Here is a 7,260-nt window from a genome sequence, read left to right as displayed (position 1 = left end):
CCGCCAGGTGCCCGGCCACTCCCTTCGTACGCGTGCTCCGGTCACGCGGTCAGTGCCGCAGCAGCCACCAGATCCTGTCGTACGCACAGACGTGGTAGATCACCAGCACGATCAGGTAGTACTTGGCCACCTGCAGGGCACCGATGTGCCGCAGCGCGGCCCAGGCCCCGCCGAGCACGGCGAGTTCCAGCAGCAGCCGCAGGGGACCGGGGGTGTCGAAGGTGGTCTCGCCCGACCGGGCCTCGTCGCCGGCGGTGGCGAAGGTGCCCCACAGCATCGCCATCGCCACGGGGACGGCGATCGCGGCGACGAAACGCAGCGGCCCCGGGACCGTGCGCCAGCCCCACACGGCGTAGCAGCCCAGCGCGAACACCTCCAGCAGGAACCGCAGGGCGAGGAAGAACGGGTTGTAGGCCAGTGCGATGGTCATCGGGTCGATCCCGCCTTCTCTGCCTGGGACTTGAGGGCCGCGGTCCAGTCGGCCAGGACGGCCCGGAGTTTGTCGCTGCTGTAGAGGAGCCCCGCCAGCGGACCGCCGATCGACTCCTCGGACCGCACGCGGGTGCCGCCGTGCGCCGGCTCCAGCAGGAAACGATGCACGCCGCGGGTCCCGGCGAGCGTGCCGGTCCACGACAGTTCGGACCCCGGCCGGACCACGGCCAGCGTGGACTTGACGCGCATTCCGTTCAGCACCCAGCGGAACGGAACGTCCGGCGCGAGTGCGCCGCCCGGGTGCGCCTGCCGGACCCCCGGTACCCAGGAGGGCCATCGAGCGATGTCGGCCAGCAGTTCCCACACCTCCGACGACGGGGCCCGGACAGTGATGTCGCAGGACGCGAGAACGGGCGCACCGGCGTCGACGGTCCCGTGCTTGGCGTACTGCTCGTGCAGGGTCCGCAGTGACGGGCCGACATACAGGGCTCTGCCCAGGAACGAGCGTTGCTGAACGGTCATCCGGTGAATCTCCTCATGCTGTTCGTGGCGTCGGCGCCACGCGAACGGGGCACGGGACGGCCAGGCTCCCCAGGGTGGCCCCCGCCACTGGAGAATCGCTGAAGCGGTGTCCGCCCCGGTCGTACGGGCACGGCACGTGCTCAGGCTCCGGGGCGGGCGGAGACCTGGTGGGCGGGGGACGGTTCGGACGGTTCGGTGGCACCGGGGGCGGTGACCGAAGGGGCGGCAGAGGCCTCGGCAGCCGCCCGTCCCGGCAACAGCAGCGCGGCGACCACCGCACCGCAGGCGACGGCCGCCGCCGCGACGCCGAGCCCCGCCGCCGACGCGTCGTCGAAGGCCCGGCGGGCGGCGGCGGCCAGGGCGTGTCCGGCCTCACCCCCGGTCCGCTCGGCCGCTCGCAGGGCCTCGCCCACGGACCCGGACGCACCCGCCACGGCGTCGGCGTAACGGCCGGCGAGCACACTGCCCACCACGGCCACCCCCAGGGCGGTGCCCAGCTCCTGCATGGTCATGTCCAGCGAGGCGGTGGACCCCGAACGCTCCGGCGGCACCAGGGACATCACCACATGGGTGGTGGGTGCCATGGACAGGCCGAAGCCCACCCCGATGAGCACCAGACCCGCGAACACCGGCGGATACCCCTCGCCCCACTGCCCCAGCACCAGCACACCGCACGCCGCGGCCGACAGGCCCACGGCCACACAGCCCCGCGCCCCGGCCCGCCGGTCCAGCACCGGACACAGCAGCGTGCCCAGCACCACCGCGAGAGCCACCGGCATCACGGCCAGGCCCGAACGCAGCGGGGTGTACCCCAGCACGAACTGCAGCCGCTGGGTGAGCACGAACAGGGTGCCGGCCAGCCCGAGCATGAGGAGCAGGATGCTCGCGCTCGCCCCGAGGAACGCGGGCCGGCGCAGCAGGTCCGTGTCGAGCATCGGATGCGGGTGCCGCCGCTCCCACACCACGAACACGGTGCCCGCCGCCGCGGCCACCGCCAGGCCGCCGGCCACGGGCAGCGAGGCGAGCGCGTGCCCCGACGTCTGGATGACGCCGAACACCAGCCCCGCCATGGCGGCGGTGCCCAGCAGCGCGCCGACCGGGTCGGGTGGACGCGGCGCCCGGTCGGCGGACTCGCGCAGCAGCAGTGCCCCGCCGACCAGGACCACGGCCACCGGCACCAGGTTGACCAGGAAGATCGACCCCCACCAGAAGTGGCCGACCAGGGCGCCGCCGACCACCGGGCCGGCCGCGACCCCCAGGGCGGAGACCCCGCTCCACACCCCGATCGCCCGGGCACGCTCGGCCTCCGGGAAGACGTCGACGATGATGGCGAGCGTGCCGGGCATGATGAAGGCGGCACCCAGCCCCATCACCACCCGGGCCGCCATCAGCTGGCCGGGGGAGTCCGCGCCGAGCGCGATCAGGGAGCCGGCCCCGAAGACCGCCGCGCCGCCGAGGGTGGCCCGCTTGCGGCCGAACCGGTCCGCCACCGCTCCCGCGGTCAGCAGGACGCCGGCGAAGGCCAGGGCGTAGCTGTCGACGATCCACTGGGCCTGCCCGATGTCCGCGCCCAGCTCACGCATCAGCACCGGTATCGCCACATTGAGCAGCCCGTTGTTCAGCACGATGGCGAACAACGCCAGGGACAGTATCCCGAGCATCCACCACCGCCTGGGGTCTGCGCCACCCCCATCGGTCCTGTGCATGTGCTGGCTCCTTCCGGCGACCCGAACGCGGCGTTCCGAACGTCACGCACCCCGAGCCTGGGCGGGCTCACTGAAGCCGCACTTGCGCCCGCCCGGGCGGTGCCCCGGCGTCCCGTTCTTTAGCCGGGCCAAAGCCGTCGACCGCACGATCCTCCCGAGGGCTCATCTCCTGACACGACACGACGGATCGAGAGATCAGCCACCGATGATGGGAGGACCATGCGCTGGGAAAGCGTTTACGTGGCGGCCACGGGATCCTGGCTCCCGGAGCCGTATCCGACACGTGCGGCCGTGGAAGCGGGCAGGTACGACCCCGAGCAGTTCGAGGCCGACGCCCTGCTGTCCATCCGGGTGGCCGACGAGGACGTCGCCCCGCCCGACATGGCCGTGCAGGCGGCCACCACGGCACTCAAGCGGTCCGGGCTGGACCCGGAGACCGTGAGCCTGCTGCTGCACAGCTACGTCTGGTTCCAGGGGCAGACCCTGTGGCCGGTGGCCTCGTACGTCGCGGACAAGGCGATCGGCAGGGACGTCCCCGCCTTCGAACTCAAGCAGGAGTGCAACGCCGGGACGGGCGCCATGGAGCTGGCCGCCCGCCATCTGGCCACCACACCCGGCGCCGCCGCAGCGATGCTCACCACCGCGGACCGCTTCGGCGAACCGCTGATCGACCGCTGGCGCGACGAGGCCGGAATCGTCTACGGCGACGGCGGCACCGCGCTGCTGCTCTCCAACCAGGGCGGCTTCGCCAAGCTGCTGTCGACCGCCACCCGGGCCGACAACTCGCTGGAGGTGGTCACCCGCGGCCCCGGGTTCACCCCGGTGCCCGACGAGAAGCCGCTCGGGCTCGCCGAGCGGCTCGGCCACTACCTCCAGCACCACGGCAACCTGCGCGAGGCCACCCAGCGTCTGGTGGGCGTGGCGGTGGCCGCCGTCGACGCGGCACTGGCCGACGCCGGCAAGCAGCGCGAGGACATCACCTGGGCCGTGATCCCGGCGAGCGGCCGCAGCAAGATGGAGTGGCAGGCCGGCACCGTCCTGGGGCTGGCGGAGGACCGCACCAGCTGGGAGTTCGCCCGGCGCAGCGGACACCTGGGCGCGGGCGACCAGTTCGCGGGGCTCGACGACCTCGCCGCGCGCGGGCTGCTGAAGGTCGGCGACACGGTCCTGCTGATCGGCGCCGGCTCGGGCTTCACCTCCACCTGCGCCGTGCTGGAGATCACCGAGGAACCGTCCTGGCGGACACCCGCCGCGCACGACGAGGAGGCGCGGTCGTGACCAGCACACTGACGTCCTTTCCGGCCTCGGCCCTGATCGACGACGCCGTCGGGACCGAGACCGCCCCCCGGGTCGACAACGCCGCCGAGGTGTTCCTGACGGCCGCCGCCGCCCGGTGCCCCGACGCCCCGGCCGTGCGGGACCGCTACGGCATGTGGACCTACGCCGAACTCGACGCCGCCGCCGACTCCTTCGCCCGGATACTCGACGGCCACGGCATCAAGCCCGGCGACCGGGTGCTGGCCCGCGTCGGCAGCAGCCGCGAGTTCACCGCCCTGCTGTACGGGACCTGGCGGCACGGTGCGGTCCTGGTGCCCATCAACCCGGGCATGAGGGCCTTCCACCTCCAGTCGGTGCTCGCCGACTCCGAACCCTCGCTGATCGTCGTCGACGACGCCGAGCGCGACGGGGCCGACGGCCTGGGCTGGCCGTCCGGGGTGCCGGTCGCCGTCGTCTCCGAACTGGACCTGTCCGGTCCCGCCGACCCGGCCGCCCGTACCCAGACCGAGGTGCCCGCCGACCGGCTCGCCCTGCTCATCTACACCTCGGGCAGCACCGCGGCGCCCAAGGGGGTGGCCTGCCCGCACGGGCCCGTGGCGTTCGCCGCCCGCGCCATCGCGGCACGGCTGGACTACCGGCCCGACGACATCGTGCTCACCGCCGTACCGCTCTCCTTCGACTACGGCCTCTACCAGGTCTTCCTCAGCGCGCTGGCCGGCGCCGAACTGCTGCTGTCGGGCCCCGCCGACCACGCCCGGCTGCTCGGTTTCGCCCGGGACCACGGGGCGACCGTCCTGCCCCTCGTGCCGTCCCTCGGCGAGCTGCTCGTCAAGCTCGCCTCCCGCGACCGACGGCCCACCCGCATCCGCCTGTTCACCAACACCGGGGCCGCCCTCAACGCCCCGCTCATCGCCACGCTCCGGGAGACGTTCCCCGGCGCGTCGGTGGCACCCATGTACGGCACCACCGAGTGCAAGCGGATCACCATCCTCGAACCCGACGGCGATCTGGCCCGCCCCGGCTCGGTGGGGCCCGCGCTGCCCGGCACCCAGGTGCTCGTCGTCGACGACGACGGACGCCCGCTCCCGACGGGGGAGACCGGCGAGATCGTGGTGCGCGGCCCCCACCTGATGGCCGGTTACTGGCGTTCCCCCGAGCAGACCGCCCTGCGGTTCCGGCCGGGCGCGGACGGCGGCCCGGTCACCCTGCACACCGGTGACTACGGCCGGCTCGACGAGGACGGGCACGTCTACTTCCAGGGCCGCCGGGACGACCTGTTCAAGCGGCGCGGCTCGCGCATGAGTTCCGTCGAGATCGAGGCGGCCGTCCTCGACATCGACGGCGTACGGGAAGCGGCGCTGCTCGTGCCGGAGGACGACCGCGACATGGTCCTCTTCGTCGTCGGCGAGAGCCCCGACGTGGACGGGGAGCAGGTGCTGGCCCGGCTGGGGGACCGCCTCGAAGCCGCCAAGGTCCCGGACGTCTGCCATGTCCTGGCCGCCCTTCCGCTCACCCCCAACGGCAAGACCGACCGCAAGGAGCTGCGCCGGCAGCTCGTGGAGGGCACCCATGTCCACTGACCGCGACCGCACCGGACCCCCCGGCGACGACCTGACGGTCCGCCGGCTCGTCGAGCAGTACGGCAGCCCTCTCTACGTCTACGACCTGGCCCGGGTGCGCACCGCGCTGGAGGACCTGCGGGCCGCCCTGCCCCAGCCGTCCCGCGTCTATTACTCGCTGAAGGCCAACTCGCATCCCGATCTCGTCGCCGAGCTGCGCCGGGGCGGCGCCCGCGCCGAGGTGACCTCACGCGGCGAACTGGCCGCGGCCCTCGAAGCGGGTCACCCGGCGGCGGAACTGATGTACTCCGGTCCCGGCAAGGTCCCGGCCGAGCTGGACGAGGCCGTCGCGGCGGGGATGCGCACCTTCTCCGCCGAGTCCTTCGGCGACCTGGACCGGATCGGCGCCGCCGCCGACGCCCACGGCGTCACCGCGGACTGTGTGCTGCGGATCAACGCGGCCGGGGCGCCGGGACAGGCCGGACTGCGGATGACCGGGGGCCCGTCCCAGTTCGGGTTCGACCTCGACGATCTGACCGCGCACGGCGCCCGGTTGCTGGTGAAGGGCGTCCGGATCATCGGCATGCACTTCTTCCCGCTCACCAACGCCAGGGACGAGGACGGTCTCCTCGCCGAACTCGCCCAGAGCGTGCGCACCGCCGCCCGCCTCCGGGACGAACTCGGCATCCCGCTGCACCTGCTGGACCTCGGCGGAGGCTTCGCCGCGCCGTACGCGACCCCCGGCGAACGGCCCGCCTACCCCGGTCTGCGCTCGGCACTGTCCGCCGTGCTCGACGAGTGCCTGCCGGGCTGGCGCGACGGCGAACCGGTGGTCGCCTTCGAGTCCGGCCGCTATCTGGTGGGCGACAGCGGCCGACTGGTGAGCACCGTCACCGACGTGAAGAACAGCCGCGGCAACACCTACGCGGTGCTCGACTCCGGCATCAACCACCTGGGCGGCCTGTCGGGCCTCGGCCGGCTGCTGCCCCTGTCCGCCCAGCCGCTGTCCGGCCCCGGCCCGGCGGCGGACGAGGCCGGTGACCGGGAACCCGCCCTGGTCACCCTCGCCGGTCCGCTGTGCACGCCCGCCGACATCCTCGCCCGCGCGGCCGACCTGCCGGGGCTGCGCCCGGGCGACCTGCTGGCCTTCCCCAACGTGGGCGCCTACGGACTGTCCGCGAGCCTGCTCGGCTTCCTGGGCCACCCGGCGCCCGCCGAGCTCGTCGTGGACGGCACCGAGACCGTCTCCGCCAGCCGCCTGACCCTGCGGCGCCACACCGTCTCCCCCCACACCGCATCCCCTACGGAGGACATCACCGCCATGACCCAGACGACCACGGGGACGACGCCCGCCGGCACTTCGGACGAGCCGGCCGCGCCCTGGGACCCGACGTACGCGGCACTGCTCCAGGAGGCCCTGCCCCGGCTCGCCGCCCAGGGCGAGCTGAAGCCCGACACCAGCCTCAAGGCGGCGGGCCTGGACTCGCTCGCCATGGTGGAGGTCCTGGTCCGGGTGGAGGAGACGTACGGCATCGCCGTCCCGGACTCCGAGCTGATGGCCGACACCTTCGCCACCCCCGCCTCGCTGTGGCACGTGGTGTCCGCCCTGCGCGAGCAGGCCGCGGGCCGTGTCTGAGGCGGGAGCCGACGGCCTGCCGCGTCACCGCCACCTGAGCCACACCCCCTCGGCAGGGGCCCGACGGTGTCCGGAGCCCGCGGGCTCCGGACACCGGGCCTGACCGCCGCCGGAACCGCATCGGTTC

General features: G+C 73.7%; 6 protein-coding genes. 3 read left to right on the top strand and 3 right to left on the bottom strand.

The features are described from left to right. Positions 1 to 49: 49 nt before the first annotated feature. From ACFU5F_RS41825 to ACFU5F_RS41815, 3 genes are all read right to left on the bottom strand, one after another. Entirely contained in the window at positions 50 to 430 is a 381-nt protein-coding gene (locus ACFU5F_RS41825; RefSeq protein ID WP_383898868.1) for a YrdB family protein, read from the bottom strand. After that, on the bottom strand, positions 427 to 954 hold the full coding sequence (locus ACFU5F_RS41820; protein WP_383898866.1) for an SRPBCC family protein: 528 nt from the start codon (positions 952 to 954) through the stop codon (positions 427 to 429). Before ACFU5F_RS41820 ends, ACFU5F_RS41825 begins: the two co-directional genes overlap by 4 nt. A 140-nt stretch (positions 955 to 1,094) precedes the next feature. Beyond that, positions 1,095 to 2,615 carry an MFS transporter gene (locus tag ACFU5F_RS41815; RefSeq protein ID WP_383898864.1) on the bottom strand — a complete coding sequence of 507 codons (1,521 nt, stop codon included), beginning with the start codon at positions 2,613 to 2,615 and terminating at the stop codon, positions 1,095 to 1,097. A gap of 264 nt (positions 2,616 to 2,879) precedes the next feature. Here ACFU5F_RS41815 and ACFU5F_RS41810 point away from each other — a divergent pair, with 264 nt between their 5' ends. The 3 genes from ACFU5F_RS41810 to ACFU5F_RS41800 are packed head-to-tail and all read left to right on the top strand — an operon-like array spanning position 2,880 to position 7,133. Then, positions 2,880 to 3,938 (top strand): ketoacyl-ACP synthase III family protein, encoded by a 1,059-nt coding sequence (locus ACFU5F_RS41810; protein ID WP_383898863.1) that lies wholly within the window; start codon positions 2,880 to 2,882, stop codon positions 3,936 to 3,938. Then, complete coding sequence (locus ACFU5F_RS41805; RefSeq protein WP_383898861.1) at positions 3,935 to 5,518, top strand: class I adenylate-forming enzyme family protein; 1,584 nt, start codon at positions 3,935 to 3,937, stop codon at positions 5,516 to 5,518. Before ACFU5F_RS41810 ends, ACFU5F_RS41805 begins: the two co-directional genes overlap by 4 nt. Beyond that, positions 5,508 to 7,133, top strand: a complete 1,626-nt coding sequence (locus ACFU5F_RS41800; RefSeq protein ID WP_383898859.1) for a phosphopantetheine-binding protein — start codon at positions 5,508 to 5,510, stop codon at positions 7,131 to 7,133. The genes ACFU5F_RS41805 and ACFU5F_RS41800 overlap by 11 nt, the downstream gene beginning before the upstream one ends. Positions 7,134 to 7,260: the final 127 nt, after the last annotated feature.

The organism is Streptomyces sp. NPDC057438 (assembly GCF_042802995.1).
GTDB lineage: Bacteria > Actinomycetota > Actinomycetes > Streptomycetales > Streptomycetaceae > Streptomyces.
This window is presented reverse-complemented; position numbering and strand designations above follow the sequence as displayed.